21 protein-coding genes and 1 pseudogene are annotated in these 25,846 nt (G+C 42.7%); 12 read left to right on the plus strand and 10 right to left on the minus strand.

The window, feature by feature from the left end; translation table 11 throughout:
- The first annotated feature begins 304 nt into the window (after positions 1 to 304).
- Positions 305 to 2,509 carry a hypothetical protein gene (locus B9G53_RS14125; protein ID WP_141211782.1) on the plus strand — a complete coding sequence of 735 codons (2,205 nt, stop codon included), beginning with the start codon at positions 305 to 307 and terminating at the stop codon, positions 2,507 to 2,509.
- Between the two features lie 45 nt (positions 2,510 to 2,554).
- Here the strand turns inward: B9G53_RS14125 and priA are convergent, their stop codons facing one another.
- The 3 genes and pseudogenes from priA to B9G53_RS14140 all read right to left on the minus strand — a co-directional run.
- Positions 2,555 to 5,047 carry a primosomal protein N' gene (gene priA / locus B9G53_RS14130; protein WP_094533372.1) on the minus strand — a complete coding sequence of 831 codons (2,493 nt, stop codon included), beginning with the start codon at positions 5,045 to 5,047 and terminating at the stop codon, positions 2,555 to 2,557.
- A gap of 35 nt (positions 5,048 to 5,082) precedes the next feature.
- Complete coding sequence (locus B9G53_RS14135) at positions 5,083 to 5,664, minus strand: Uma2 family endonuclease (RefSeq protein WP_254923658.1); 582 nt, start codon at positions 5,662 to 5,664, stop codon at positions 5,083 to 5,085.
- Between the two features lie 81 nt (positions 5,665 to 5,745).
- Positions 5,746 to 6,537: pseudogene (locus B9G53_RS14140) on the minus strand (thiazole synthase); the annotation flags it as partial.
- Between the two features lie 277 nt (positions 6,538 to 6,814).
- On the opposite strand from B9G53_RS14140, the gene B9G53_RS14145 reads away from it, so the two are divergent.
- The gene (locus tag B9G53_RS14145; RefSeq protein ID WP_094533378.1) at positions 6,815 to 7,762 is read left to right on the plus strand and encodes a F0F1 ATP synthase subunit gamma; all 948 of its coding nucleotides are present in this window, start codon (positions 6,815 to 6,817) and stop codon (positions 7,760 to 7,762) included.
- 76 nt (positions 7,763 to 7,838) lie between these two features.
- Complete coding sequence (locus B9G53_RS14150; protein WP_094533380.1) at positions 7,839 to 8,435, plus strand: hypothetical protein; 597 nt, start codon at positions 7,839 to 7,841, stop codon at positions 8,433 to 8,435.
- A gap of 29 nt (positions 8,436 to 8,464) precedes the next feature.
- Here the strand turns inward: B9G53_RS14150 and B9G53_RS14155 are convergent, their stop codons facing one another.
- Complete coding sequence (locus tag B9G53_RS14155) at positions 8,465 to 9,577, minus strand: quinone-dependent dihydroorotate dehydrogenase (RefSeq protein WP_094533382.1); 1,113 nt, start codon at positions 9,575 to 9,577, stop codon at positions 8,465 to 8,467.
- A 71-nt stretch (positions 9,578 to 9,648) separates the two neighbouring features.
- On the opposite strand from B9G53_RS14155, the gene B9G53_RS14160 reads away from it, so the two are divergent.
- Positions 9,649 to 9,876 carry a gas vesicle protein GvpG gene (locus B9G53_RS14160; RefSeq protein WP_094533384.1) on the plus strand — a complete coding sequence of 76 codons (228 nt, stop codon included), beginning with the start codon at positions 9,649 to 9,651 and terminating at the stop codon, positions 9,874 to 9,876.
- Positions 9,877 to 9,927: 51 nt separating this feature from the next.
- Positions 9,928 to 10,659, plus strand: coding sequence for a pentapeptide repeat-containing protein (locus B9G53_RS14165; RefSeq protein ID WP_094533386.1), 732 nt, complete (start codon positions 9,928 to 9,930; stop codon positions 10,657 to 10,659).
- A gap of 139 nt (positions 10,660 to 10,798) precedes the next feature.
- Here B9G53_RS14165 and B9G53_RS14170 read toward each other — a convergent pair whose 3' ends face one another.
- From B9G53_RS14170 to B9G53_RS14180, 3 genes are all read right to left on the minus strand, one after another.
- Complete coding sequence (locus tag B9G53_RS14170; RefSeq protein WP_094533388.1) at positions 10,799 to 11,413, minus strand: precorrin-8X methylmutase; 615 nt, start codon at positions 11,411 to 11,413, stop codon at positions 10,799 to 10,801.
- Positions 11,414 to 11,524: 111 nt separating this feature from the next.
- Positions 11,525 to 12,571, minus strand: coding sequence for a PleD family two-component system response regulator (locus B9G53_RS14175; protein WP_094533390.1), 1,047 nt, complete (start codon positions 12,569 to 12,571; stop codon positions 11,525 to 11,527).
- Positions 12,572 to 12,728: 157 nt separating this feature from the next.
- On the minus strand, positions 12,729 to 16,298 hold the full coding sequence (locus B9G53_RS14180; RefSeq protein WP_094533392.1) for a PAS domain S-box protein: 3,570 nt from the start codon (positions 16,296 to 16,298) through the stop codon (positions 12,729 to 12,731).
- A 486-nt stretch (positions 16,299 to 16,784) separates the two neighbouring features.
- Here B9G53_RS14180 and mnmE point away from each other — a divergent pair, with 486 nt between their 5' ends.
- Both mnmE and B9G53_RS14190 read left to right on the plus strand, forming a co-directional pair.
- Complete coding sequence (gene mnmE / locus B9G53_RS14185) at positions 16,785 to 18,233, plus strand: tRNA uridine-5-carboxymethylaminomethyl(34) synthesis GTPase MnmE (RefSeq protein WP_094533394.1); 1,449 nt, start codon at positions 16,785 to 16,787, stop codon at positions 18,231 to 18,233.
- A 160-nt stretch (positions 18,234 to 18,393) separates the two neighbouring features.
- Positions 18,394 to 19,587 carry a rhodanese-related sulfurtransferase gene (locus B9G53_RS14190; protein ID WP_094533396.1) on the plus strand — a complete coding sequence of 398 codons (1,194 nt, stop codon included), beginning with the start codon at positions 18,394 to 18,396 and terminating at the stop codon, positions 19,585 to 19,587.
- Here the strand turns inward: B9G53_RS14190 and B9G53_RS14195 are convergent.
- Complete coding sequence (locus B9G53_RS14195) at positions 19,577 to 20,389, minus strand: inositol monophosphatase family protein (protein ID WP_094533398.1); 813 nt, start codon at positions 20,387 to 20,389, stop codon at positions 19,577 to 19,579. The two genes, B9G53_RS14190 and B9G53_RS14195, sit on opposite strands and share 11 nt — an antisense overlap.
- Positions 20,390 to 20,485: 96 nt before the next feature.
- On the opposite strand from B9G53_RS14195, the gene B9G53_RS14200 reads away from it, so the two are divergent.
- The 3 genes from B9G53_RS14200 (at position 20,486) to B9G53_RS14210 (ending at position 23,075) form a co-directional block, all read left to right on the plus strand.
- Positions 20,486 to 21,283 carry an ABC transporter permease gene (locus B9G53_RS14200; RefSeq protein ID WP_094533400.1) on the plus strand — a complete coding sequence of 266 codons (798 nt, stop codon included), beginning with the start codon at positions 20,486 to 20,488 and terminating at the stop codon, positions 21,281 to 21,283.
- Positions 21,284 to 21,375: 92 nt separating this feature from the next.
- On the plus strand, positions 21,376 to 22,503 hold the full coding sequence (locus B9G53_RS14205) for an aldo/keto reductase (RefSeq protein WP_094533402.1): 1,128 nt from the start codon (positions 21,376 to 21,378) through the stop codon (positions 22,501 to 22,503).
- An 80-nt stretch (positions 22,504 to 22,583) separates the two neighbouring features.
- Entirely contained in the window at positions 22,584 to 23,075 is a 492-nt protein-coding gene (locus B9G53_RS14210) for a YajQ family cyclic di-GMP-binding protein (RefSeq protein WP_094533404.1), read from the plus strand.
- A gap of 34 nt (positions 23,076 to 23,109) precedes the next feature.
- Here B9G53_RS14210 and B9G53_RS14215 read toward each other — a convergent pair whose 3' ends face one another.
- A complete protein-coding gene (locus tag B9G53_RS14215) occupies positions 23,110 to 23,592 on the minus strand; it encodes a DUF4079 domain-containing protein (protein WP_094533406.1) in 483 nt (160 codons plus the stop codon).
- Positions 23,593 to 23,930: 338 nt separating this feature from the next.
- Between B9G53_RS14215 and B9G53_RS14220 the strand changes: the two genes are divergently transcribed.
- The gene (locus B9G53_RS14220) at positions 23,931 to 24,893 is read left to right on the plus strand and encodes a hypothetical protein (RefSeq protein ID WP_094533408.1); all 963 of its coding nucleotides are present in this window, start codon (positions 23,931 to 23,933) and stop codon (positions 24,891 to 24,893) included.
- Positions 24,894 to 24,930: 37 nt separating this feature from the next.
- Here B9G53_RS14220 and B9G53_RS14225 read toward each other — a convergent pair whose 3' ends face one another.
- Entirely contained in the window at positions 24,931 to 25,377 is a 447-nt protein-coding gene (locus B9G53_RS14225) for a copper resistance protein CopD (protein ID WP_094533410.1), read from the minus strand.
- A gap of 159 nt (positions 25,378 to 25,536) precedes the next feature.
- On the opposite strand from B9G53_RS14225, the gene B9G53_RS14230 reads away from it, so the two are divergent.
- Positions 25,537 to 25,773: a hypothetical protein gene (locus B9G53_RS14230; RefSeq protein ID WP_094533412.1), complete on the plus strand. Its 237-nt coding sequence runs from the start codon at positions 25,537 to 25,539 to the stop codon at positions 25,771 to 25,773.
- Positions 25,774 to 25,846: the final 73 nt, after the last annotated feature.

The following is a 25,846-nucleotide window of genomic DNA, read 5'->3' on the forward strand; positions in this document are numbered from 1 at the left end:
ACAATTTAAATAATGATTCACTAATAGGAATTACTATCATTAATTTCTCAGGAAATCGCTGAAACCCTCATTGTCTCGTTGTAAATATTTTTAGGCTTCCATTACGAGCGGAATGTGGGTTGCAGCATGAAAACGGCATAAAAATAGGGTAATGCCGTTTGTTTGATTTACTGAGCATCTAGCTAAATCAAGATTCTCGGCGATAGCTATATAATGAGAATTACAATCCCTGCCATCTCAGGGCAGCTATGGTTAAGCTATTGTGCTAGGCTATGGCATCTGTATGAGATTTGCGATGTCGCGCATGAAATCTTTACCTGAATCCTCAAAACCTTTTGGCGATCTTGTTAAGACAGATCGTGAGTTGCAAGATGTTAATTCTTCTGGGAAAGAGTTGTCAGAGATCGATCTGCGCGATCGCTTCACATGGTCAAATCTAACTATCGTATTGAGCATTCCCATAGTTGGAGGATTAATTGGGATAGGGCTAATCTATCTGGCTAATCCCTTAGCCATTAGTTGGCTGGCAGCTTCTGACGCTCCCGCTTTTTACTCTAATTCATTATGGAATCTCCCTAAAAGTATCCCCCAAATCCAAGCAGAACTAGGGCGCAGTCAACTAAAACTTGGCGAAAACTTCAATCTCAAAACAGGAGAAATTATCTATACCGTTCTGGAAACAGAAACGCAAAATCTTCGCGAAATCCGATTCTATCAAACAATTTCAGATCGGGGTATTGAGAAATTACTATTGGTAAGCACAACTACGATCGCAGGAATTGACGAATATTTTGTGCGATCGCCACGGTTTAAATACGCCACTGAGTCTATTCCTGAACGAATGCGCCCAGATCGCAATCGTCTTCCCCTTAAGAAATTATCACTATTAAATAATGCTCCCTCTCAATTTAATGGAGTTTGGTTTACCACTTCAGGTAATGTTGATGGAATTAGCTACGGGCAGATTTACTATTTTGTCAATGATAAGCGATCGCGGTTAGTCGAATTAGATGCATGGACAAGCCCTATAGGAGAACTTCCCAAATGGCGTAATGCTTTATCGAGTAACTCTGGTTCTGTGCAACTTGTCATCAATCAAACTCAAGCATTTGAACCGCAATTTTTGATTTTTCAGCCTGAAGAAGCAATCGCTAGTTCCATTCGCCCAGTAAAATTGCGACAGGTGACATTAAATGAAGCGAAGGGACAGCCCAAGTCTTATCAAGATGCTTTGGTGATGGCGAGTGTGGGTCTATGGTCACCTGCTTTGGGCAAATTTAATTTGATGGTTGAGGACTTGAAATCTCAGGACAAAACGCTTTCGCCATTTTTACAAGAGCAGTATGACATGATTGCTTTACATGCTCAGATTACCTCGCAACAAGCCCAGAATCCCAATTCTAATTTGGGAGATAAAGCATTAATTAACATTATTGATGGCAGATGGGCTGATGCGCTGGCGATCGCCAATGATCCTGCCTACAAGGGTGACAAAATTGCGGAAATGTTAGCGAAATATCATCCCCACATTTGGCAAAGGGTTATGACCATGTTAACTTTTACGGGAGCTAAAGAAATTAAGTTGTGGGGAGGCTTAGTGGTTTTACAGCGCAATGGGTTACGTCGTGCTGAACATTGGCTCAGGGAACAGAAAGTTGATCCTAAAGATTCCAATCAATTATTGCAACGGCTTGATCTGGCTCCAGTTACACTTAATCCGCAACAATTGATGGGAACAGTGACCTATATTGGTAAGGGTGAGGCAGGTTCTACATGGTTTTTACCACCACCAAAACTCGAATCGGGTCAGGCTTGGTATGAAGTTAATATCAATTTAATTAAAGATGGAAATAAGTGGATTAATGATCCATTTCCCGAACTTAGCGATCGCTCCTCAATTTTGCTATGGAGGATTTTGGGACTTTCGTTGAATAGTAGTCTGGGAGTCGTGCTATACGATCCCTATGGGAAATCGCAAACAGCAACTTTAACTGCTCAGTCTCTTTGGATTAGTGATGACGGAGGACTGAGGATTCTCGCTTCAGGTGAAGCGAACCTTGCACCTTTGCTTAACACTAGTACGATCCCTCCCCTTGTTACCAGTGGCGGCGCTTTTCATCCACCCAATGGCACTCCTGTAGAGTGGCAATCTCTCTCATCAGTAACGATTGAGCGTATCATTCGGACTATGTACCGTGAGTTGCAGCGCAACGGTGAAGTTTCGCTCAGTATCGAAGATTTTAGTGTACTAGTGCAGCAGCAATGGACTCTATCATCGGTTAATTTAGATGGTGTTGGTAAACCTGAATATCTATTACTACTTGATCGAGAAAAGGTTGATTTGGGCAATCGGCATTATCCTTTAGCGATCGCTTTCTCTAGTGATGGTGTTCTTCTATTCAGCGATATGAATGGCAGCAGAATTTGGATGGATGTATTACCTAGCAGTACTGAAGGACAAATTCTCACACTTCGCAATGGTCGTTACGAAGTATGGAACTTTCGTTAATTAAACTTAAAGTAGCCATGCACTTAAGTTCTTGGGTTACTACGGTTACAAAATGGTGAGTGGATCGACATCGATCGCTACTCTTACAGCCTTAGAATTAACTAACATTCGCAACTCTTCTAAGCTTGGCACATTGGGTAAAACTTCAGGAGCAAACTTTAACAAAATCTGCCAGCGATAACGATTCGCGACTTTTGCGATCGTGGCGGGAGTCGCTCCTAAAATATCCCAATCATTCTCTAATTGGCGCAAATAATCTGCTAATTGATTAGCCGCTTTCTCAACGGCAGTATCACTCTCACTACTGAGATGAATTAATACCATCTGTCCCATTGGTGGATAACGCAGAGCTTCACGCATTTCTAACTCAGTCTGCATAAATGCTTCCAGTTGATAGGTTTGTACCGCTTGGATGGCAGGATGTTCGGGGGTGTAGGTTTGCATGATTACTTTGCCATCTTCTTCGCCACGACCTGCGCGACCTGCTACTTGTAGCAAGGTTTGGGCGGCTCTCTCTCCTGCGCGATAATCCGAGAAGTTTAGTAATCCATCCGCCGATACTACACCCACTAGAGTTACTTGCGGAATATCCAAACCCTTAGTTAGCATTTGAGTTCCCACCAATAAATCTGCTTCACCAGCCCGAAACTGATCGATTAATAAGCGATGCTGATCCTTATTGCGCGTTGTATCGCTGTCAAAGCGAATCAAGCGAATATTTGGAAATAATTTTGCGAGTTCCTGTTCCACTTTTTGTGTGCCACTACCAAAATGCTTGAAATAGGGCGATCCACATTCGGGACAAGATTTGGGCTGAATTAGGGTGTAGTTGCAATAATGGCAGCGTAAATGGGCGGATTTTGGTTGATGGGCTGTGGGCAAGATGGGATCGTGATAGGAGAGAGAAACATCGCAGTGAGGACATTCGGCAACATAACCACAGGATCGACAAGACACAAAAGTACTATAGCCGCGTCGATGGATGAAGAGAATTCCTTGCTGCTTGGCTTCGAGCATTTCGGCGATCGCACTTTGCAACTTGCGGCTCAAAATCGAATAATTGGCAGCCTTAAACTCATCGCGCATATCGACAATTTCAATCGGTGGCATATCTTTGTTGCCAATGCGATGTGGAAGCTCTAGATAGATAGATTTACCTTCTTCGTGAGCATAGATTACTTCTGCCGATGGCGTGGCGGAACCGAGGACAAGGGGAATGTTCTCTAACTGCGATCGCCATTCCGCGATCGTGCGGGCGTGGTAACAGGGTTGGGGTTGATCTTGCTTGAAGCTATTGTCATGCTCCTCGTCTATCACAATTAAACCCAAATTAGAAAGCGGCGCAAATACCGCTGATCGCGTACCAATCACAATTTGCGCTTCACCCGTAAGCATCAATCGCCATGTATCAAAGCGCTCACCCTCTGATAACTGACTGTGATAAACATTCACCTTCGCGTCACCAAATCTCGCTCGAAAGCGATCGGTAAGCTGCGGAGTCAAGCCAATTTCAGGAACGAGAACTAGCGCTGATTTTCCTGCTGTGAGTACGGCGGCGATCGCTTGCAGGTATACTTCCGTTTTGCCTGAGCCTGTGACCCCATGTAGGAGAAAATGCGGTGCGGTTTGATCGGCGATCGCCTGCAAAATTTGTTGCAATGCTGCATCTTGATCGAGTGTCAGATCTTTAGGGCGATCACGTTTGACTGTATGACTTTTTCCGCCTAACCGTAGAGATTCTTGTTTCGATATGGCAATATATCCTTTATTCGCGAGTGTTTGCAAAACAGAAGCTGATGTTTTGGCAAGCTTAATCAATTGTGTTTTTAAACATTCCCCGCCTTGATGCTGCAAAATCGTGAGAATCTCTGCTTGTCTTGTCGTGACTTCACTGTCAGGTGCTTTCAGTAAAATAACCAGATCTTCATATTTAGGTTGCGGTCGATTTGGTAGTTCTAAAACCGTATCAATCCATTCTAGTTTTTGAAGTTCCTTTAAGCCTGTACCAGTATATCTACCAAGCTTTTGCTGAATATAACGACGACTAATTCCCTTAGGATTATGCTTATGCTCTTGCAAAAAATCCCAAACCATTTGTGCTGCTTTTGGTAAAGCATGAGAATCTGGTTCCGCTAAAGGCGGAACCAGATTCTCATGCTTTACTTTAATTCGATAATGAGACTGATCCAGTAACTTAGGCGGCAGAGCAGTTTTTACAGTCTGCATCACAGGTGTACGATAATATTCTGCTGTGCGAATCAGCATCTCCCAATAAGTCTTTGGGAAAATGCCTGAACTAACTACAGCACTAACTGATTTAATTTCTGTTTCAGCATCTGCAATTTGGGAAGTATCAGAAATTTGTAAAGCGATCGCCCCCACCTGCCGATTACCTAATGGAACACTAAGAATATCTCCAACTTGAATATTAATATCTTCAGGAATCCGATAAGTCAGCAAATCCTCAATACCAATACAATCAACGATGACGCTGACATAGCGATCACAATTAATGCTATTTAAATCAAATAGTTCCATATTCTCGCTGATTTTCCCAAGCGAATGAATTTTTCCTACAAACTCAGCCAACTAAAGACTTCGGCAGCAGTTAGTTCTAAGTCAATTCCCGTAATCACTGGTAAGCGATCACTATTTTTTAACTCTCTAACACGGCGATCGCGATCCACTACTAAAATACTCTCGTCTTCTGCATCCAATAACCACCCCATCTCAGTACCATATTCAGCACAGTGTAATAATTTGGCTAAGACTAGTTTATATCGCTGATCGGGCGAGAGAATTTCAATAGCCCAATCAGGATAAGTTTCAATAGCCCAATCAGGATAAGTTTCAAAGCGGTTCGCAATTCTACCTGATGGCAGTCGCGGGATGCGCTCCCAACGAAATACTGCTATATCTGGCACAATTGCGATACCACCAAATACACAGCGTAACTCTGGGAATGCTTTCGCAATTTTTTGAGGTTTAGTGAGTTGATTGATATTTTCGCAGAGTTCGATCTGAAGTTGACTATGTTCTCCTTGGGGCATTGGTTTCTGGATGATTTGTCCATTGATAAACTCGGAGGCAGGTTTAGTCTCTGGTAACAGTAGAAATTCTTCTAGTGTTGTGGATTTAACTGCTGTAATAGTCAAAACTTTACTCCCTTGAAAATTTAAAATCCTGAGTAAATCCATGAAAGCAAATAACAAAGGGAGCTTTACTCCCTTTGTTATTTAGGAAACTAGTCCTGTCAAGGGTGAACTAGCACTAGCATAAGCCTTGACAGGAATTCGTCCTGACAAATAAGCAGCCCGTCCTGCCTCAGTTGCCATGCCCATCGCCCGACCCATCGCCACAGGATTATTTGCACAGGCGATCGCTGTATTTACTAACAAAGCGGTCGCGCCCATTTCCATTGCGGCGGCTGCCTCACTGGGAACTCCGATACCTGCATCAACAACTACAGGCACTTTCGATTCTTCGATAATAATCCTGATATTCGCAGCATTGTTAATGCCTTGACCTGAGCCAATTGGTGAACCGAGAGGCATCACGGTAACGCAACCAATTTCTTCGAGGGTTTTCGCAAGTCTGGGATCAGCATTGATATAGGGTAAAACTGCAAAGCCTTCTTTGACGAGTTGTTCGGCGGCTTTACAAGTACCAAGGGGATCAGGCAGCAAATATTTAAGATCGGGAATAACTTCCAGCTTCACAAAATTATTATCTTCTTGACCCAAAATTTTTGCCATCTCGCGTCCCAATCTTGCCACGCGCACCGCTTCATCGGCAGTTTGACAGCCTGCGGTATTTGGTAAGAGCCAATATTTGCTCCAGTCGATCGCTTCGGCTAATCCCTCATGTCCTGCTGCATTAGTCTGCACCCGACGCACTGCCACAGTGACGATCTCGCAACCACTGGCGGCGATCGCTTGACGCATCACCTCGAAGTTGGCATATTTCCCTGAGCCAGTCATCAAACGAGATCGGAACTTACGCCCCGCAATTTCGAGATAATCATCTGATGACTCATCAGCATCAGATATTTGGCTATTTGTCATGAAAATTGGGTTAAAGGAAGGTGAGGAAGCGATCATATCAAGGAATTAAAAGGTTATTTGCCAATTTCTAGGATTAAATGTGCTAACGCACATTTAATCCTATGCTAATCAATTTCAAGGATATACATTAGTTTGCGGTTTGAAGGCGCAATTTTTTATTAAGATACTTAGGATACTTAAGTGTCTTCTGTGATATTTCAAATTTTCCATAGTATTCAATAGCAAGTAGCAATTTAGTTTCATGGCTAACCTCAAATCCATCCGCGATCGCATCGGCACTGTTAAGAATACTCGCAAGATAACTGAAGCAATGCGTCTTGTCGCAGCCGCAAAGGTCAGACGCGCTCAGCAGCAAGTTCTTGCCACTCGTCCTTTTGCCGATCGCCTCGCCCAAGTCCTATATCGCCTCCAGCAGCGCATCACCTTCGAGGATGTCAGTCTGCCCTTACTTGATAAGCGTCCTGTCAAAACCGTTGGTCTTCTGGTAATTTCAGGCGATCGCGGTCTTTGTGGTGGCTATAACTCAACCATTATCCGTCGAGCTGAAGCCCGTGCAAAAGAACTAAAGGAACAAGGTATTAATTACACCTTTATTTTGGTCGGTCGTAAAGCGGCGCAATACTTTGCCCGTCGCGATCAACCGATCGCTGCTAAGTTCACTAACTTAAATCAAATTCCTAACGCTGCCGAAGCCAATGCGATCGAAGATGAAATCACCTCAGCATTTTTGGCTGGCGTAATCGATCGCGTTGAGTTGATCTACACCCGATTTGTATCATTGATTAGCTCTCGTCCTGTAGTCCAAACTCTCTTACCCCTTGAGCCTCAAGGACTAGAGCCTCAAGATGATGAAATCTTCCGCCTGATTACTCGTGGTGGTAAGTTCCAAGTCGAGCGTGAAAAGCGGGAAATCACCGTTAAGGAATTGCCTAAAGAGTTGATCTTTGAGCAAAATCCTGAACAAATTCTTGATGCTTTATTGCCTCTCTACCTCAGCAACCAAATTCTTCGCGCCTTGCAAGAATCTGTAGCTAGTGAACTAGCCGCACGGATGACCGCAATGAATAACGCTAGTGAAAATGCTGGCGACTTGATCAAGGCTCTAACCTTGCAGTACAACAAAGCGCGTCAAGCTGCAATTACTCAAGAAATTCTGGAAGTTGTCGGTGGCGCAGCCGCTTTAACTTAAACAAAAATAGCGGCGCGATGCGCCGCTATTTTTTTAGAAAAGAATAATCAAAACTTTTGCTATCAGGTTAATTGATATGGCTTATAGCGACTTCAACCTATCCCGTGTTCGAGAGACTTTTGGGCTAGTTGTCGAAGAGCCAAAAAGTCTCTTTCCTAATATTTTGCCAACTACGGCTAGCAATTATTTGATCACTACACTGGATGAAAACCTTGCCCTAGCTACCGCGATCAATACCGAAAAAGCACGATCAGAAATGGTGATTGCACCTGTGCTGCTAGAGGTACGTCGTCAGCTTAATTATGAGATAGGATTTTTCTCTGGTACAGAATTCAATATCGATCCGACACAGGGTTTAACTGGTTACTGTGACTATATTCTCAGTGCCATTAAGGATTCCTATGAAGTGCGATCGCCTGTCTTGATGTTGGTTGAAGCCAAAAATGAAAATATTAAATCAGGCTTAGGGCAATGTGCAGCAGAGATGATCGCAGCCCAAATAGTCAATAAGAAAGCGGGTTTAGCGGATCAATCTATCTATGGCTGTGTAACTACAGGGACAGATTGGAAATTTATGCAACTATGCGATCTCACTCTCAAAATCGATCAGCGGGATTATTTCATCAATGAAGTATCGACAATTCTGGGTATTCTCTTACTACCATTCAAATAAAAAGAAGACGGGCTTTGCCCGTCTTCTTTTTATTTATGGGCTAGCCCGATCGCCTGTTGAATATTCTCTAAGCCATTCGCTTCTAACTTGGCAACCAAACCTTGCAAAATCTGCTTAACGATCATCGGGCCTTCATAGATTAAGCCCGTATAAACCTGCACGATCGCCGCACCAGCCGTAATTTTTTGCCAAGCATCATCTGCTGTGAAAACCCCGCCCACGCCGATGATTGGAAGATTACCTTGTGTAGTTTGCCAGATCAGGTTAATTACTTCCAGAGAGCGATCGCGCACAGGCTGACCACTGATACCGCCTGCTTCCTCGGTGACAGGTTTACCAGTCATTGCTAGATGCGTAGTGGTTAAATTTTGTCGTGAAATCGTCGTGTTCGTAGCGATAATTCCTGCTACGCCATAGGCTTGACTTGCTTTGACAACTTCAATAATGTCAGCATCATTCAAGTCGGGCGCGATTTTTACTAAAATCGGTTTGTTCTGAGTGTTAATTGGATTTAGTTCAGCAAGAATCGCACATAGTTGATCAGTTGCTTGCAAGTCTCTCAAATTGGGCGTATTAGGTGAACTAACATTAACTACAAAATAATCGCCAAAATCGTAGAGTGATCGCAAGCTTTCGGCATAGTCTAATTTCGCTTCAGCGATCTCCGTAATTTTAGACTTGCCCAGATTAATACCAAGGGGAATACTCAGCTTATGAGCTTGCAAATAATTTTTGAGATCTACTGCTGTTGCTGCTGCACCGCGATTATTAAAACCCATGCGATTCAAAACAGCATGATCGCTAGGTAAGCGAAACAAACGTGGTTGGGGATTGCCAGACTGAGCATGGGCGGTAATTGTCCCTACTTCTGCAAAGCCAAAGCCCAGATGTTCCCATGCGCCGATCGCTTCCGCATTTTTATCAAAACCTGCCGCCAAACCAACGGGATTTTCAAATTTTAAATTCCATAAAGTTTGTGACAGCCGTGAATCGCTATAGTAAAAGGTGGACTTAGCGATCGCTTGTAGTATGGATGACTCACTAATCCGCCGACAAGTAGCGATCGCTAAATGATGAGCAGTTTCAGGATCGAGGGAAAATAACAGGGGACGTACCCCATATTGATAGGCAGCACTTAACATAGGTTTAGTTAATTAGCTTTTCTTGCGAAGCAAGAAAAGCGGCAATAAGGAATTAAGGAGTACATTTCCCAATGATATGGCAACTACTGACAGCACCCCTCGATGGACTAGTCTGGATTGCAGAACAAATCGAAGAAAGGGCGACCACTGAATTAGAAAAAACCGAAAATCTGCAAAAACGGCTCACTACTTTACAACTAAAATTTGATCTTGGTGATATTAGTGAAGAAGATTTCATGGCTCAAGAACAAGAGATTTTAGAAGCGATGGAAGCAGAAATAAATGAACAAGAAGAATAAACCAGAGCGCGTTGCACTCTGGTTTATTCTTGACAGAAACGGGACAAACTAATGGAAGTCAGTGAACTAATCAATAGCTACCATGCAGGTCGCCGCAATTTTGCGGGAGTCAACCTCAGCAAAACGGATATGAATGGAATTGACTTGAGTCATGCTGATCTCAGTGGTGCAAATCTGAGTGAATCAAGTCTCTACGGCGCGAACCTAAGCCACGCTAAGCTAAATGGTGCAGATTTCAATAGTGCCAAGCTATATCGCGCTAACCTTGTCAGCGCTAATTTCAGTGGTGCTGATTTAGGAGAGGCGGATCTCAGTGAAGCCAATCTTAGTGATGCCAAGCTGTATGGGGTGAATTTGTATGGAGCCATTTTGAACAAAGCTAAATTACCCCGGGCAAAATTAAATGGGGCAAATATGGGCAAAGCCAAGCTAAACCGAGCTGATCTTAGTGAGGCTATTCTCAGGGATGCAAGATTATTTGGCGCAGGGTTAAATGAGGCAATGTTGCAACGTGCTGATCTGAGTAGGGCTAGTCTCAATGGTGCAAATCTAAATAAAGCAATGCTATCTGAGGTTGATCTAACTTTTGCCAGTCTTTACGGTGCAAGTTTATGTGATGCCGATCTGAGCGAAGCTGATCTCACCAGTGCCAATCTCCAAGGTTCTGACCTATCTCGCGTAAACTTTTATAAGGCAAATCTAAGTAAAGCGAAAATGGCAGATGCTGTCACTGAGGGGATGCTGACCCAAGAAGCAAATTTAACAGGTATCATCTGGTCTTAAAATTTTATAGCTGTCGTCAAACCAAACCCAAAAAAGCGAGTGGCGGCACGGAGCGCCGCCACTCGCTTTTTTGGGTTTTGATTTGGTCTAAGACAAGTGACTGTAGCTATAAAGGTGACGCTTCGCGTCACCTTTAAAATTATTTATTGCCGTAAGCTTGCCATGCCAAATTGACTAGTGAATTAAATATAGCGGCGGCAGCGATCGCATTTCCTTTACGACCATCGACACGAATATGGGGAATTAACGAGTCATTTAAACGTGACTTGATCACATCGGTGTCAATAAACCCCGCAGGAGTCCCAATTACCAGAGCAGGCTTAACATCCTCCATCTCGATCAAATCCACCAGAGTTGCCAATGCTGTTTGGGACTCACCGATCACAAAAATGGCTTCAGGATAACGTTTTGCCAAAGTTTCGATACCCCAAGCTGCTTGGGTTTTACCTTTTTGGGGACGGGTAATCGCTTCAACACCACAATAAATGGGATTGGCAAAAGTATCACAGATTTTTGGGAAGATCGCTGCTTGCACCGTGGGGACATCTACGATAATTGTGGTGCGCGTCGCGAGGGCTGTGGCTCCAGCCTGTAATGACTGTTCCGAGAACCTGACAAGGTTTTTATACTCAAAATCTGCAGTTGCATAAATTACTTGGCGCACAATTTCATATTCGGATGGTGAAAGTGAGTGTTCACCAATCTCGTTATCGATTATTGCTAAGCTTTGTGCGTCCGTAATATGCCATTCCATAAAATTATGCGATTACCGTAGTTTAGTCATATAGCATTCAGCTATGACCGTACCATATTTTTAGAGAAGGTCACGATTTTTGCCCCCAATAGTATGAAGCGCCGCCTCCCACTATTGTTCTGGGACATAAACATTTTGCCTAACACAATTTCGACCTTCGGCTTTGGCGAGATACAAGGCGCGATCAGCCGATTTGAGTAGATGCATCACTTCAAAATCTTGAGATGGGAAAAGTGTCGCTACACCACAGCTAATCGTCACATGATTAGCAACTTTAGAGTAATCGTGAGGCAATTGCAGCGATCGCACAATTTCTGTAGCCCGAATCGCCACATTCATTCCCCCTTCGGCATCGGTATTCGGCAAAATAATCGCAAATTCTTCCCCCCCATAACGAGCCACCAAATCCGCAGGACGATTGGTGGATTTACTAATTGCTTGGGCAACTTCCTGCAAGCAGTGATCTCCCTCTTGGTGTCCGTAGTTATCGTTATAGTTTTTAAAAAAGTCGATATCACATAACACTAATGAAATTGGAAGTTGTTCTCGATGCGATCGCTTACATTCCTGCTCCAGATATTCATCTAAGCAACGACGATTAGCCACTTGTGTTAAGCCATCGATGGAAACCAATCTCCTTAGCTCTTGCACCACAACTGCTAATTGTTGGTTAGCAGCTTCAAGCTGTTGGCGAAGATTGGCTTGCTCCAGCAAACGGCGCACCCTTTGCCGTAGCACCGCCCAATGAATTGGCTTAGTTACATAGTCCGAAGCCCCCACCTCATAGGCGCGATCTACAGATTCGCGATCTTCAAGCGCCGTAATAATTAAAACAGGAGTATGATCACCATGAGGCAGTTTTTGCAGCCGTGAACAACACTCAAAGCCATCTAAGACAGGCATCATGGCATCGAGTAAAATGATGTCTGGTTGACATTCTTGATAAATCTTTAACGCCTCCAACCCATTAGCTGCCTCAATCACACGATAATTTTCCCGCTCCAAATAACGCACCAAAATTTTTCGCATAAACAAATCATCATCCACTATTAAAATCTGTGCAGTCTTGGATGATGATATTTCGGAAATATTTATGTCTGGACTTACTTCTTGGTTGGGATGCTGCTTATGGCGATCGCTACTATCATCGATTGTCATTACATGGTTAGACGGTAAAATTGACGTTAACAGACATGCGTCTACCTGAAGAGTTTAAGAGGTTCAGCATATTTAAAACCCAAAACCAGAGATTGTTCCGCCCGCTACGCGGGCGGAACAATCTTCTAGGTTTCTAGTTTACTTATGACTTAGCTACTTAGTGATATTTTTCATGCTCTAACTCAGATTTAACATTTGCATATTCATCAGTAATTTTGTTGATTTTGATATCTAAGTCCTCATATTTTTGATTGCGTAGATTTGTTTCCAATTCGCGGCATAGAGTTGAGAGATCTTCTGCACCAATTACACTACTGCTGGATTTCAAGGTGTGAACAGTCCGCACCATCACCTCAAAATTTTTCTGTGCAAAGCTAGTATATAACTCTTGGAGGAGTGATTGCGTATTATCTAGATAACTGTCAATTAGTTCAATCAAAAATTCTGGATCTTCGCCACCAATATCACTTGCGACTTCATGAAGAGTAGAAATATTAATTGAAGATAATGGTCTAGATTTATTTGGGATGACAGACGGACATTCTCGTAAAACCCTCACAAGTTCAGCGTTAAGGATCGGTTTACTGAGGTAGTCCTCCATACCTGCGGCTAGACAAATCTCGCGATCGCCTTGCATGGCATTAGCCGTCATCGCTACAATCCTTGGTTTGGAAACGATTTTACCATTTTGCCAATTCTGTTCGATCAGTCGAGTGGCTTCGAGTCCATCCATCTCTGGCATTTGCATATCCATAAACACTAAGTCATAGGGTTGCTGCGAAAGTGCCGATAGTACTTCTAAGCCATTGGCAGCCACATCAGCCCGATAGCCCATACGTTGCAAAATATGTATAGCTACTTTTTGATTCACCACATTGTCCTCAGCTAGCAAAATCCGCAAAGGATGATTTCTTGCCATGAGTGGATCAAAGGCAAAACTTTGCTTTGGTGCGCCTAAAGTGATTCGCGCCGTATTTGTCTGATTTGCTAAGCCTTGAGCAATACGTTGACTGATGGTTTGGCTAATTGACTGTGGCGATCGTCCAGTGGGTGAGCTTAGTTGTGAATCGTTGATATTGATCGTCGCAGGCTGTTCCCAAACGTTAACGGGAGCCGTAATCGTAAAGTAAAAAGTAGAACCTTTCTGCTCACTGCTTTCCACCCACATTGTGCCGCCCATCAGTTCGCATAGACGCTTACTGATCGCTAGTCCTAGCCCAGTTCCCCCATATTGTCTAGTGGTTGAGGCATCTACTTGGCTAAAGGGCTGAAATAGTCGATATAAGCGATCGCTAGGGATACCAATCCCCGTATCCTTGACCGCAAATTGTAAAGTTCGCAACAACTGAGTTTCTTCATGATGATCGCTAAGTTCACACCGCAAATAATGGGAAACAAGCATTTGCGTAACTGCAATATTTACAGAGCCACGACTCGTAAATTTGATCGCATTGCCAATTAAATTGGCTAAAACTTGCCGTAATCGAGTCATATCACCGATCACAATTAAATCCACATCGGGATGAATCAAATAACCGAGTTCAATGCCTTTTTCCAACGCCTTCGCTGAGAGCAACTCGATCGTATCTTCTAAACAAGTTCGTAAATCAAAGGTTTGTTCTTCTAGTTCTAAATGTCCTGATTCAATTTTGGAAAAGTCTAAAATGTCATTGATGATCGTCAGTAAAGTGTTGCCCGCATTACGAGCAATTTCCACAAATTCCCGTTGTTCTCTAGTTAAATTTGTATCCAGTAAAACCCCTGTCATTCCAATTACAGCATTCATGGGAGTACGGATTTCATGACTCATAGTCGCCAAGAAATCACTCTTAGAGCGATTGGCAGCTTCTGCGATCACTCGTGCTTCTTCCAGCTCTTTATTTTGTTTAATTAGTTGTTCCCGTTGACGGGTTTCTTGAATGAGTAAATTTGCCTGTGATAGAGCGATACTAACTTGATTAGCCACAGCTTCAAGTAACTCTTTCTCTTCAATAGTCCATTCGTGAAAGCTATTACAGTGGTGTAATAAAATAATCCCATTGGTCAACCCATGGGATGAAGTACGGATCGCCAAGAGCGATCGCAATTGCATTCGGTAGAACAGTTCACCAAACTGATCTAAGTCTTGCTCAGTATAAACATTGGTAATAGCGATCGCCTTGTCTTGACTAGAAATTCTTTTCCCAAAAGCACTGTCTAACAAAGGTAATTCAATATCTTTGACAGAAAAAACTCTTTCAGCTAATTGTTCGGACATTAGAGAAATTTGCGATCGCGGATCTGAATCTTGGTTGTGATAATCCAGTTTATAAATAAGACAACGGCTAGCATGAAAAGCTAACTGAATTTGATGAGCCGCCGTTTGGAAAATACTTTTGATATCCAGACTTTGGCGAATTTCATCAGTAATGCGATTCAGCAATACCGTAAGACGCATTTGTCTTTTTAAATCTTTTTCAGCTTCTTTTCGTGCTGTAATATCCATTTGAATACCAATAAAGTGAGTTACTTTATTGGTATCGTCAAATATTGGGGAAATATTTAACTCATTCCAAAATAAAGAGCCATCTTTGCGATAGTTTCTGATGACAACGCTGCAAGCTTCTCCTTTCAAAATTGCATTTCTGAGAATATCTTTTTCAGGTTGAAATACATCGCTTCCTTGTAAAAAACGACAATTTTTGCCCATTACGTCACCAGCTTCATAGCCAGTGATTTTTTCAAATGCAGAATTTATATAGACAATTGGATTATTCGGGAGGCGGCAGTCGGTAATGACGATGCCATTGTGACTAGAAGCGATCGCCCGTTCTTGGAGACGTAGAGTTTCTTCAAATTTTTTGCGATCAGTAATATCAAAGCGAATTGCTAGATATTGCATGGGCTTACCACAATCATCTAGCAACGGGATGATCGTGCTATCTGTCCAATACAATGAGCCGTCCTTAGCCCTATTGCGAATTTCACCACGCCATACATTACCACTGGAGATGCTATCCCACAGGTTGGCAAAAAATTCTGGTGAATGATACTCTGAATTAACAAATCGATGATTTTTTCCTATCAATTCGTCTTGGCTATAGCCAGAAATTTCGCAAAATTTACTATTTGCATAGGTGATCACCCCCTGTAAATCGGTAACGGCGACGATCGCCGCTTGGTCAAGGGCAAATTTTTGAAATTCTAACTCGCGTAAAGTGGTTTGTAACTTGGACTCGGCAAACTTTCGGTTTGACAAGTCGCTGGCAATACCTAAAAATCCTGAAATTTGATGATCGTCATTTCGCAGTGCGGAAATGGAGAGCATCACAGGAAATCGCGATCCATCTTTACGGATATAGGTCCATTCGCTTTCTTCTGTTTGTCCCAATTTTGCCTTGGCTACAAACACCTCAAATCCTACAGGGATGGTTTTTCCTAACTCCTCGGTTAAGGCGATCGCTCGTTGTTGAACCTCTGACAAATCATGAAAGCGCTCAGGAGAGCAAATGCCGATTATTTCTGATGCGGCATAGCCTAGCCAACGCTCAGCCGTAGTATTAAAAGCACAAATTGTTCCATCAATGGTTGTCGCAATAATCGAGTAGTTGGCACTATCTAAAATTGCTTGATGCAATTTCAAGGTCTCTTTGACTGTATTCTTTGCCGTTTTTGTCATCTCCTTATTTGAAGAATTTCTGCGTTTTTCTGGGTAGGTTGGCAAATCGCCATTAGTAGGTTTAGGCATAATTTAAAGAAGACCCAGATGCGAAATTAATCCAAAAAATAGATAGAAAGTAATATAGATTTAGCGAGTAACAATCCTAAAAAGCCCTGTAATATAGTCAAAGCAAGGCTTTTAATCATTTTGCTTTAAAAGCACTAAAATCTATTTGGTTCTCTTAAAAAATTCTCTTGTGGCATATATCCCCTTAATATCACAAAATTAGTTTTTAGACTTTATCTACAATCTTATTTTTTCTATTCTATAGCAATCATAAGATTATTTTCTATAGCAATCATTGGTAGTCCTAAAAAGGTAAAGATATGCTGCGTTTCGCGCAGCATATCTTTATCTTGACCCATACAAATCCTTTCCTTTGCAGGACTCCCCCCTTCCCAGTCTTAAAATTGACATTAAAACGGGTTAGCGGCGCAAAGCGCCGCTAACCCTTGAGTGGGAAGGGACTACCCAAGCGTTAAGCCATTTATTTCAGTTTTTGAGAGTAACGGTATGAGTTTATCTGACACGATCGCTGCCATTGCCACGGCGATTTCACCCCAACAGGGCAGTGTGGGCATTGTGAGATTATCGGGCGATCAGGCGGTGGCGATCGCGCAGCAACTTTTCCATGCAGGCAGCAAGCAAATTTGGGAAAGTCATCGTATTCTTTATGGCTATGTGAAGCACCCAGTAACAAAAACTATTGTTGATGAAAGTTTATTGCTATTGATGAAAGCACCTCGTTCCTTTACTCGCGAAGATGTCGTAGAGTTTCATTGTCATGGGGGAATTATGGCAGTGCAGCAGGTGTTAAATCTTTGCTTAGAGCAGGGTGCAAGACTTGCAGAAGCAGGAGAATTTAGTTTAAGAGCTTTTCTCAATGGTCGAATCGATCTTACGCAAGCTGAAAGTATTAATGATCTCGTTGGTGCTAAATCTGCACAAGCAGCCCAAACAGCGATCGCCTCTCTCCGTGGCAAGCTTGCTCAGTCTTTAAAATATTTGCGTGGTAAATGCTTAAATGTCTTAACTGAAATCGAAGCGAGGATTGATTTTGAAGATGATTTGCCACCTCTAGATGTGGAATGGGTCAAAGCAGAAGTTAAGACGGTATCTCAAGAATCACAACAGATTTTAGCCACAGCCGATCGCGGTGAACTATTGCGAACGGGTTTAAAAATAGCGATCGTCGGTCGTCCTAATGTTGGTAAATCAAGTTTATTAAATGCATGGAGCCGTAGCGATCGGGCGATCGTTACGGATTTGCCAGGGACGACTCGTGATGTCGTTGATTCGCAATTGGTGGTGGGCGGCATTCCTATTCAAGTTCTCGATACCGCAGGGATTAGGGAAACTGAGGATGTGGTCGAAAAGATCGGTGTGGAGCGATCGCGGCAAGCGGCTCAGTCTGCGGATTTGGTGTTGATGGTAATTGATGCAAGTGTGGGCTGGATTGAGAAGGATTCGGAAATCTATGAGACTGTACGCGATCGCCCTGTAATTTTGGTGACTAACAAGATTGATCTTGCCCCTAGTCCCAGTGAGAAAGAAGCCTTCACCCCCAGCTCCTCTCCCATGGGGAGAGGAGAGCAAGAAGCCCTCACCCCCAGCCCCTCTCCCATGGGGAGAGGGGAGCAAGAAATTCCTATTGTCAAAACTGCGGCTTCTCAACAACAGGGAATCGAGGATCTCGAAGCGGCGATTTTGAAATGTATTCATCAAGATGCGATCGCTGCGGCAAATATAGAAGTTGCCATTAATCAGCGTCAGAAAGCTTGTTTGTTAAGGGTTGTCCAATCTTTAGATAATGTACAAATCGCGATCGCCGATCAATTACCGCTTGATTTCTGGACAATTGATTTACGAGATGCCATTAGTGCGATCGGTGAGATTACAGGCGAAGAGGTTACGGAATCAGTTCTAGATCAAATTTTTAGTAGATTTTGCATTGGCAAATAAACAACCTACAGCGCTTTGCGCTCAAACCCAAACCAAGAAATTTTTGAAAATGTTGCAAAGCAACATTTTCAAAAATTTCAAAAAGTTTCTCGTGGTTCGTTTGATCTAAAGTAGAGATGGGTGGTGTTTCGCGCTACCCATCTTACTAAATGTTAAAACTATGCTAATTCGATTATTTCAAAAACAAGATAGCGATCAGATTGCCCAGTTGTTCCATGACACTATCCGCGAGGTGAATATTCGTGACTATTCGCCTGCACAGGTACAGGCTTGGGCTCCAGATGATTTATATTTCACCAATTGGACAGAAGACTGCACTAGCAACTTTACCTATATTGCGGAAGAAGAAGACGAAATCATTGGCTTTGCTCAACTAGAAACTAATGGTCATATTGATTGCTTCTTTTGCCATAAGGACTATCAGCGCTGCGGTGTGGGAACGCGATTATATCGAGCGATCGAGGCAAAGGCTCTAGAATTAAAAATAGAACGTTTATTTGTAGAAGTAAGTATTACGGCAAGAGCATTTTTTAAAAGTCGCGGATTTTCTGTAGTTAAGGAACAGCAAGTGTTTTGTCGTAGCGAAAAGCTCACTAATTTTGTCATGGAAAAATCCCTTGCAAAATATTTAGAGCAATCTTCTGAGCAATCTCATCCCTTTGTTGTCGCAACTTTCTATCATTTTGCAGACTTAGAAGATTACAAAGCGATGCGTCCTAAGATTACGGATGTTTGTAATAAGTACGATCTAAAAGGTGTAATTCTATTAGCTCCAGAGGGAGTTAACTCCACAATTGCGGGTAGTCGGGAAGGTATTGAGGCGTTATTAAGTTATTTACGTTCCGATCAGCGTTTGCAAAATTTGGAACATAAGGAAACTACTTCTGATGTCATGCCCTATAACAAGTTACGGGTGCGACTTAAAAAAGAATTAGTAAAGTTTGGAGTGTCAGGGCTCGATCCCAGTAAAGAAGTGGGAACCTATGTCGATCCTCAAGATTGGAATCAGTTAATTTCTGACCCAGAAGTAATCGTTATTGATACCCGCAATATTTACGAGGTGGAGTTCGGTACTTTTAAAGGAGCGATTGATCCTAATTTAGACTTCTTCCATGAGTTTCCCAAATATGTCGATGAGAATTTAAGCGATCGCAAACATCGAAAAATCGCCATGTTCTGCACAGGTGGAATTCGTTGCGAGAAAGCAAGTGCTTATATGCTGGCTCAAGGCTTTGATGAGGTTTACCATCTTAAGGGAGGCATTCTCAAATATCTAGCAGAAGTTCCTCCCGAAGAAAGTCTCTGGGAAGGCGAATGTTTTGTCTTTGATGATCGCATCGTGACTAATGGATAAATGGCTTTGCTATTTCCTGAGCCATTGGCAAGAGTTCAGCATGGCTAACTACTAAAGTTGGAAAACTGCGGCTACTGTAATCTTTCTCCATTTCTAAGGGAAAGATATTTTGAGAAGCTTCTAAGGGAACCCAGATCGCGCCGATCGCTTTGAGAATTACCCACACAGCCGCAATATCCCAAATCTTTGGAGTTGCTTCTACTGCGCCAATCGTGGAGCCGATCGCCACCGTTAAAATGTTATAACTAGCCACGCCCAACATTCGCAATTTAAAAGGGAACTTTGATCGACCCATTTTTTCGAGACTGCGGGAACAGGCGCTAAAAAAGTAATTGCCAAGTGCATCAGGATCAGGTGAAGTCTCAGGTAAATGAATCGGTGTGTCGTTGAGAAATGCTGCTGAGCCATGCTCATCTGACCAACCATAAATATTTTGACGTAATGGCGGTATGGCAACATAGCCAAACACAGGTGTCCCACGATGCAATAGCCCCAAGGATATGCCCCAAATCGGAATCCCTCTAGCAAAATTGGTTGTGCCATCGAGGGGATCAACTACCCAAGCCCATTCGCGATCAGGCAAAATTTGCGTTGACTCTTCAGTTAAAACGCCATATTCAGGAAACTCTTTTTCCAGGGATGCTTTGATATAGGCATCTGCCCAGCGATCGCTTTTAGTTACAAGGCTGCCATCATCCTTAGCGATCGCCACTCGCGCCTGTTCAAAATCAGCAAGGAGGCGATCGCCTACCTGCTTAGTTAATTCTTGGATAAAGGGAAGAATTGTGGGCAAGTTATTCATAGGTTGTTTAGCATACTGCACAGTTGGCGCGAAGCACCCCTCTAATTGTGCGATAAAATGCAATCATGTTAGGACGTATGAGGATTCTTTAGACCTATGAACTTGAGCCTGAACCTGAGTCTAAGTTTAGGTCGCGTTTGGGCGATCGCCACCAATGTATTTCGCGAAACTGTACGCGAACAGGTGCTATATCTATCTTTGCTGTATACCGTGATTGTGGTGTCAGCGATGCTGATGCTGCCAGAGTTTTCCTATGACTCATCAGCAAAGATGATTGTCGATGTTGGTATTGCCGCGATCGAAGTAGTGAGTTTGATTGTGGCAGTGTTAGTTGGTACGAATCTGATCAATAAGGAAATTGACAAACGCACAATTTTTATCTTGATTGCTAAGCCAATGCATCGTGCCGAATTTGTGCTGGGCAAACATCTAGGCTTAACTGCTGTGGTTGGAGCCTTGGTATCGATTATGACCGTAATTTTTATTGCCCTGATGGCGATCAAAAATATTCCGATCCCGATTCCTTCGATTCTCACGGCTAACTTTTTTATCTTTTGGCAGATCATGTTGCTAGGTGCGATCGCCATTTTCTTTGGTTCCTTTTCAGGTTCACTAATTGCCTCTTTGCTAACCCTTGCCGCTTATTTCATCGGTAACTTTAGCCGCGATTTGTTGTTATTGGGTGAAATTTCTAAGAATCCCAGTTTGCAAGCCGTAACCCGTACTCTGTATATGATTCTGCCCGATTTGTCCCGTGCTAATCTCAAAAATGAGGCAGTTTATAATATTTTGCCAAGCTTGCTAGATATGTTTAACAATGGTGTTTATATATTGAGTTATGCACTCTTGACTTTGGCGATCGCTATTCTCATCTTCGCCCGTCGTCAATTTTAAAAAAACAACATTTTTTCTTGAGGAATGGCGGCGCGTTGCGCCGCCATTCTAATTTTGTGGATTAAGATTAAGTATATTTTAGTGAATTATCTATGCGCTATCGTCGTTTTGGCAAAACTGAGATGCTCCTGTCTGTCTTTTCATTAGGAGCAATGCGCTATATGGAATCGGCAGACAATGCCCACAAAACGATCGCAAGAGCTTTAGAAGTTGGCATCAATCATATTGAAACTGCTCAAGGCTATGGCAAGAGCGAAGAGTTTATCGGCAAAGCGATGCGAAATGGATTGAGCCAACAACGCGATCGCTTTTATCTAACTACCAAAATATCGCCAACTAAAGATGCAGACTCCATGCGTCGCCAAATCGAGCAGTCCCTCAAAAAGATGAATGTGGACTATGTTGATAACTTCGACATACATGGCATTAACTTACAAGAACATCTCGACTTAGTAACCAATCCTCATGGCTGTATGAAAGCCGTCAGAGAAGCCATCGATCAAAAAATGATCGGTCATGTCGGATTCTCTACCCATGCGCCCCTTGACGTAATTCTCAATACGATCAACACCGATTTGTTCGAGTCAATTAATCTACATTATTACTACTTCAATCAACGCAATGCCCCTGCGGTACAACTAGCCCACGAAAAAGACATGGGCGTATTTATCATTTCGCCATCGGATAAAGGCGGAATGCTATATAACCCCTCAGAAGAATTAGCAGGTGTGAGCTATCCTTTTACGGCTCTGTATATGTGCGATCGCTTTCTGCTCAGCGATCCCCGCGTGCATACCCTCAGCCTCGGTGCGGCTAATCCTGCCGAAATCGACTCGCATCAAGACGCATGGGATCACATTGAGCCAATGTCTGAATTAGAACAGGCTGTTCTCGATTGTATCAATCGCCGCTATACCATCCTCGAAGGCGATCGCTGTTCTCAATGTTATGAATGCTTACCATGCCCTGAAGAGATCAACATTCCTGAAGTGTTGAGGCTCAGAAACTTGGCAGTCAGTTTTGATATGGTGGAATTTGGCAAATATCGTTACAAAATGTTTGAGAATGCAGGGCATTGGTTCCCAGGTCGTAAAGCAATTCGTTGCACCGACTGTGGTGATTGCTTACCACGCTGTCCAGAAAAATTAGATATTCCCCAGCTTTTGCGTGATACCCACGATCGCTTACAAGGAGAAGAAGGCAAGCGGCTTTGGGAATAACAGCAAAGCGCTATATTTAGTTTTTTGGTACGATGAGATACATTCTGCATTTAGAAATAAATAAAATCTAAAATAAATCTATGGCTTCCAGTTATTCTTTCGATGTGGTTAGCGATTTTGATCATCAAGAACTTGTCAATGCGATCGATCAAACTCGTCGTGAAATTGTTAGTCGCTATGACTTAAAAAGCACTAAGACAGAAGTTGAACTTGAAAAAGAATCAATAACCATTAACACAAATAGTGAAATGACGCTTACCTCTGTGATTGATGTGATGCAATCTAAAGCAATTAAGCGTGGCTTGTCTCTAAAAATCTTTGACTACGGCGAAGTGGAATCTGCTAGCGGTAATCGCGTAGTTCAAAAGATCAACCTGAAGCGCGGGATTGAGCAAGAGCAAGCCAAAAAACTCTCTAAAACCATCCGCGATAATTTCCCTAAAGCTCAGGCTTCCATTCAAGGTGATGCCTTGCGAGTTACTTCCAAATCAAAAGATGAACTTCAAGAAATCATCCAACTTGTAAAGACAGAAGACTTTCCACTTGCTCTACAATTCACAAACTATCGTTAATCAAATAAAAAAGGGCGCGAAGCGCCCTTTTTTGTTAGGAAACTTTGAACATTTTTTCTAAAATTCTCTGCACGATTTGCCAACCTGTGAAAGTTTGCCAAGCAAAAACACCAATCAAAGCAGTATTTACAGTGATATGTGTAACTCGCGCCCATTCCTTGCCCTGTTGCAACAATGGTGCAAGCGCCGCCGACAATGCAGCTAAAAATGCTAAACCCAAACCTGCTAGCAGATGTCCACCCACAAATAGTTTGCCATTATCGTTATAGGTGACAGCCATACCGCCGACAGCACCTGCTACCATCAACACCAAAAAGACAGATCCAAGTTTGTGATGCAGGATGTTGTAACGCTTCGAGATCAAGGCTTTTTTCTCTTCCCCTTCAGTGCTGCGAATCCTGCGATATTGCCAGCCAACATATCCCGCATAAAGTGCCAAAAATAGAGTTAGGAGCATCAGAAGTGGGTGAGCAAAGGTCACCACAGTTTTAAATGGTTCTGGAATTGCGACAATCATAGTTCTTAGTTGAAGTTAGCAGTGTGAAGACTCTGTATCAAATCTTATCTTATGTTAATATTCCCACCAAGGAAAGTTAGTGTTGAAATTAAAGCAATTCTCAAATTCTCATTATAAAAATCGGTTTTTTGAAAGTCAGCCAACGGCTGACTTTCAAAAAACCGATTTTAGTGTTTCCAACACCTAATGTGCTGGAAACACTAAAATCGGTTTCATAATTAGAATTGCGGTTGAAATTACCCTGTTATGGATTTTGAGTTTGAGATTAGCTTTATACAAACTTAGATAGCGATCGCTGTTACCATCAATGATAATTTCTGGAAAGGAGCAAGCATCCGATGTCCGTAGTCAATCAGCAAGAAGTTTTGGCAAGCTTTAAGGTTTTGGTGAGCATGGCAAAAGCCGATGGCAAACTGCTCGAAGAAGAGTTTGCCAGTCTTGCCGATACCTTTGAAGAAATTCATCTGCCCGAAGGCGTTACCGTCGATCGCCTATTGAATGAAGAAGATGCGCCAATTGATGAATTACTGACCCAAATTACCAGCGAAATCGCACAGGAGATGGTTTATCAGTCAGCCTATGCGATGGCAAATATCGATGGTGAGTGTAGTTCTGAAGAAAAAGAACTGTTAGATAAAATTGGTAAAACTTTTACCAGTTCTAAGCTTTGGGGCAAACAAGAGTGGCTAGAAACCCTAGAGCGTCGCTCCACCAAATCCTCGATTTCAGAGCAAGTACGTCAAATCGACGATCCTGATAAGCGTGCGGCTGAGGTCGAGAATGCTACTACCGATGCCTGTTTTTTAAATGCTGTTTTAGGAGCTTTCCCTATCCCTGGCATCGCGATCGCCTTTGATATGTTGATCTACTGGAATCAACTTGATCTTGCCCAAGCGATCGGGCAAAGCTGGGGCTATGATCGTAACCGTGATGATTTCCGCAAAGCCATCTTTGGCAGCTTGGGGATCACTGGTACAAGAATCGCGGTGAGTAACCTAGCCAAGCTGGTTCCTGTGTTCGGAATGGTCGTTGGCGCAACTACAGCCTATGCCAGTACATGGGCGCTTGGCAAGGTTGCCAACGAATACTTCGCTTCAGGTGGTGAGATGGATGCTTTCAGCATTCGTCAAGCCTTTAAAAAAGCGAAGAAAGAGGGTGAAGCAATCTATAAAACTAAAGCTGAAGAAATTGCCGCCAAGAAAAAAGCGATCGAGCCTCAAGTGCAGTTACTCAATGAGGAACTAAAAGCAGGAACTATCACTCCTGAAGAATATCAAGAGAAGCTGAAAGAGCTTCTCTAAATAAAAAAAGAAGGGGCGCTATGCGCCCCTTCTTTTTTTATGCAAAGCCACCAAGGCGAATCCCTGCGCCTAAAATCGCAAATAAAACGGCTAGGGTTGTGACTCCAATAATGTGATAAGCCAAGGAGTTCAAAGTTTCTTTAGTGAGATTAGGAATGATAAAAAAGCGGGCATGAATCGCCAGTGCGATCGTTCCTAATAGGAGTAATAGCTTGATGCCGATGTAAGTAGAGAGATAGGAATCAAAGGCTAAAAAGTTCTGAAAGTTAGGGAAATAAGTCCATGTGAGCCATAGCCCTGTGATCACCTGTAACAACAAAGCCGTCAGTCCAAACCCTTCAAAATGTTCTTCAAATTGATGAATGCGATCGGGATCGCGATGTTTGAGGGCTTGAGGTAAAACGGTTGCTGCTAATACCAGATGCCCACCTGTCCAGACCGTGGCTCCTAAGATATGCAAAACAACTAGGATTTTAAATAACATGGGGTTATGTCAAGATTTGTTGACTTATAGCTGTAAAATCTGCGATCACTTTAAAATTTTGTAAAAATAGATACAAAAATTATTTCATTTTTATATTTTTGCTTTGAGTTTTGATAATAGCTAATTGATTTAACCAACTTACATTAAGGGGTAAAGGCTATGAATACAGATATTGATTGGGATGAAGTATTTGAGTATTTACCCAGAACCATCGTGGAACTTAAAGCAAAGCCAAATGTTTTATACGAGATTGATTGGTATGAAGCAACGATGGTTCCACCGATCTGGTTAGTGGGCGATCCGCGTCCTCGCTATCCTCACGAATTGCGAATTGTGTCGCGCCTAAAATTACAAGTTTGTGATCTAACCCACATTCCGCTCGTAATGGAAGCCTAAAAATATTTACAACGAGACAATGAGGGTTTCAGCGATTTCCTGAGAAATTAATGATAGTAATTCCTATTAGTGA

This window comes from Pseudanabaena sp. SR411 (assembly GCF_002251945.1).
GTDB lineage: Bacteria > Cyanobacteriota > Cyanobacteriia > Pseudanabaenales > Pseudanabaenaceae > Pseudanabaena.

Coding starts and splice junctions, on each gene's coding strand:
- B9G53_RS14195 (WP_094533398.1), bottom strand. CDS start 20,389: ATGAATAACTTGCCCACAATTCTTCCCTTTATCCAAGAATTAACTAAG.
- B9G53_RS14180 (WP_094533392.1), bottom strand. CDS start 16,298: ATGCCTAAACCTACTAATGGCGATTTGCCAACCTACCCAGAAAAACGC.
- B9G53_RS14215 (WP_094533406.1), bottom strand. CDS start 23,592: ATGATTGTCGCAATTCCAGAACCATTTAAAACTGTGGTGACCTTTGCT.
- B9G53_RS14165 (WP_094533386.1), top strand. CDS start 9,928: ATGGAAGTCAGTGAACTAATCAATAGCTACCATGCAGGTCGCCGCAAT.
- B9G53_RS14225 (WP_094533410.1), bottom strand. CDS start 25,377: ATGTTATTTAAAATCCTAGTTGTTTTGCATATCTTAGGAGCCACGGTC.
- B9G53_RS14125 (WP_141211782.1), top strand. CDS start 305: ATGAAATCTTTACCTGAATCCTCAAAACCTTTTGGCGATCTTGTTAAG.
- priA (WP_094533372.1), bottom strand. CDS start 5,047: ATGGAACTATTTGATTTAAATAGCATTAATTGTGATCGCTATGTCAGC.
- B9G53_RS14170 (WP_094533388.1), bottom strand. CDS start 11,413: ATGGAATGGCATATTACGGACGCACAAAGCTTAGCAATAATCGATAAC.
- B9G53_RS14150 (WP_094533380.1), top strand. CDS start 7,839: ATGGCTTATAGCGACTTCAACCTATCCCGTGTTCGAGAGACTTTTGGG.
- B9G53_RS14175 (WP_094533390.1), bottom strand. CDS start 12,571: ATGACAATCGATGATAGTAGCGATCGCCATAAGCAGCATCCCAACCAA.
- B9G53_RS14145 (WP_094533378.1), top strand. CDS start 6,815: ATGGCTAACCTCAAATCCATCCGCGATCGCATCGGCACTGTTAAGAAT.
- B9G53_RS14230 (WP_094533412.1), top strand. CDS start 25,537: ATGAATACAGATATTGATTGGGATGAAGTATTTGAGTATTTACCCAGA.
- B9G53_RS14200 (WP_094533400.1), top strand. CDS start 20,486: ATGAACTTGAGCCTGAACCTGAGTCTAAGTTTAGGTCGCGTTTGGGCG.
- B9G53_RS14205 (WP_094533402.1), top strand. CDS start 21,376: ATGCGCTATCGTCGTTTTGGCAAAACTGAGATGCTCCTGTCTGTCTTT.
- B9G53_RS14190 (WP_094533396.1), top strand. CDS start 18,394: ATGCTAATTCGATTATTTCAAAAACAAGATAGCGATCAGATTGCCCAG.
- B9G53_RS14210 (WP_094533404.1), top strand. CDS start 22,584: ATGGCTTCCAGTTATTCTTTCGATGTGGTTAGCGATTTTGATCATCAA.
- B9G53_RS14160 (WP_094533384.1), top strand. CDS start 9,649: ATGATATGGCAACTACTGACAGCACCCCTCGATGGACTAGTCTGGATT.
- mnmE (WP_094533394.1), top strand. CDS start 16,785: ATGAGTTTATCTGACACGATCGCTGCCATTGCCACGGCGATTTCACCC.
- B9G53_RS14220 (WP_094533408.1), top strand. CDS start 23,931: ATGTCCGTAGTCAATCAGCAAGAAGTTTTGGCAAGCTTTAAGGTTTTG.
- B9G53_RS14155 (WP_094533382.1), bottom strand. CDS start 9,577: ATGTTAAGTGCTGCCTATCAATATGGGGTACGTCCCCTGTTATTTTCC.